The organism is Parabacteroides provencensis, assembly GCF_900232875.1.
Lineage (GTDB): Bacteria > Bacteroidota > Bacteroidia > Bacteroidales > Tannerellaceae > Parabacteroides > Parabacteroides chinchillae.
The window spans coordinates 1-1886 of sequence record NZ_LT960505.1; the positions used below are offsets into that span (position 1 = coordinate 1).

General features: G+C 39.4%; 1 protein-coding gene. It reads right to left on the reverse strand.

The genetic code is table 11. The features are described 5' to 3' along the window. Positions 1-369: 369 nt before the first annotated feature. Entirely contained in the window at positions 370-1776 is a 1407-nt protein-coding gene (locus CTY47_RS16610; RefSeq protein ID WP_099465896.1) for a Gfo/Idh/MocA family protein, read from the reverse strand. Positions 1777-1886 lie beyond the last annotated feature (110 nt).

The window sequence follows — 1886 nt, forward strand, 5'->3', positions numbered from 1 at the left end:
TGAAACCAGGCTAAAGCCATTTAGGGAAAGTGTTCGCGGGAGTGTTAAAATGAAATCTGCATTGACCGTTTTTAGGAGTTTAAAAACCGCATCGGCGTGATGTAATATTTTCTACAATAGCAAGTTGTATGATTACATGGAATATCTGTAGATAATTTTTCAGATTTTGAAACACCCCCCGAAGAAAGTGACAGAAGGTGACAAAGTGAACCCTTAAACAACCCTTTATTGAGACCCATATAGACAGTATTTGGGTAGGCAACTAAATTGAATAAGGTAAGCAACCTGTAAGAAAAGGGTAAGCAACAAAAAAGAGACTATCCAACTTTTTGTTGTTAGATAGTCCCTCTTTAGATATCTATATATGAATTATAAAGCAAATGCAGGTTGACGATGAATCCATTGTCCACGGGTAAAATCAGGGAAATCTACCAATGCACCACCACGGGCAATAGACATTTCCGATAAACCGGAAATAGCACTCCAGGCTGCAGCATCGTAACAATCCATAGGAGCAGGCTTCTTATTCCGAATAGCATTAATCAAATCATACATCATAATATAGTCCATTCCGCCATGACCTGCTTCGGCAGCTTCAGCAGCGTGTTTAGCCCATAAATTATGATCATATTGTTTAAACCATTCTTCCGAATCATCCCAACGGTGAGGTTTGGATTTACCCTGGACATATACATGATTTCCATCATTCATCCACAAACCTTCAGTACCCTGAATACGGAAACCTAATGAATAAGGACGTGGAGAGTTCGTATCATGTGTTACAATTACAGTCTGTCCGTTTGCACATTTAATCATAGAAGTGACAATATCGCCTAAGTTAAATTGTACTTTTGCCAACGGATGGTTTTCTCCACCATTATCCACAATAAACTTATGTAATCCACGAGATTGGGTAGCCATCGCCGACAAAGAAAGAAAACGATTACCACGATTTATATCCAAGCAATTTGCAACCGGACCGATACCATGAGTAGGATATACATCACCATTACGATGAACAGAATGGTTTGTACGCCATTGGGCTTCGGAAAATGCGGTTGGCCCCATACGAAGATCGCCACTACCTGGTTGGTATGTATAATGTTTACCATCATTGAACTTCACGTCGCGCAAATCATGCTCATAACCACAAGTTCCATGCAATAACTCTCCGAATAATCCTTCACGAACCATTCTTAATGCAGCCATGCAGTCACGACGATAGCATACATTTTCCATAATATTCAAATGGCTGCCTGTAGCTTCCGAAACATTAACCAGATCCCAGCATTCTTCCAATGTATTTGCAGCAGAAACTTCTACGCCTACATAGGGAACGCCTGCCTTCATTGCAGCAACAGACATCGGCACATGCCATTCCCACGGACTGGCAATAATTACGCAGTCAAATTCTTCATTATTCAACATTTTCTCAAATTCACGTTCACTGCCTGTATATACTTTAGGAGCCGGAACATTAAATTTTGCGATATGTTTCAATGTTGCATCAATCGGCCCTTGCTGAATATCACAAATTGCAACAATCTTATTACCGGGAATTGCCAAGACATTATTAATATGCTCATGACATCTTGAACCTGTTCCGATAAAACCGAAACGAAGCTTACCATCATCTTTACCTACCGGTTTCTTTTTATTTTTCGCTTCCGGAGTTACTACTGTTGTAGCTGATGCCTTACCAGCCATTGCCAGACCTGCAGCACCTAAGCCTGCTACCGACATTTGTTTTAAGAATGAACGACGAGTGTTTTCCATGTTTGTATCTTTTTATTATTTTTTCAAGTTGACAAATTTAGTTTTTTATATCTAAATTGCAAATTACATTTCTAACCGAAACATTTATCGGAAATCAGAAATTCGTAATC

Excerpts from the sequence above, each read along its gene's own strand:
- CTY47_RS16610 (WP_099465896.1), bottom strand. The coding sequence starts at position 1,776 with ATGGAAAACACTCGTCGTTCATTCTTAAAACAAATGTCGGTAGCAGGC.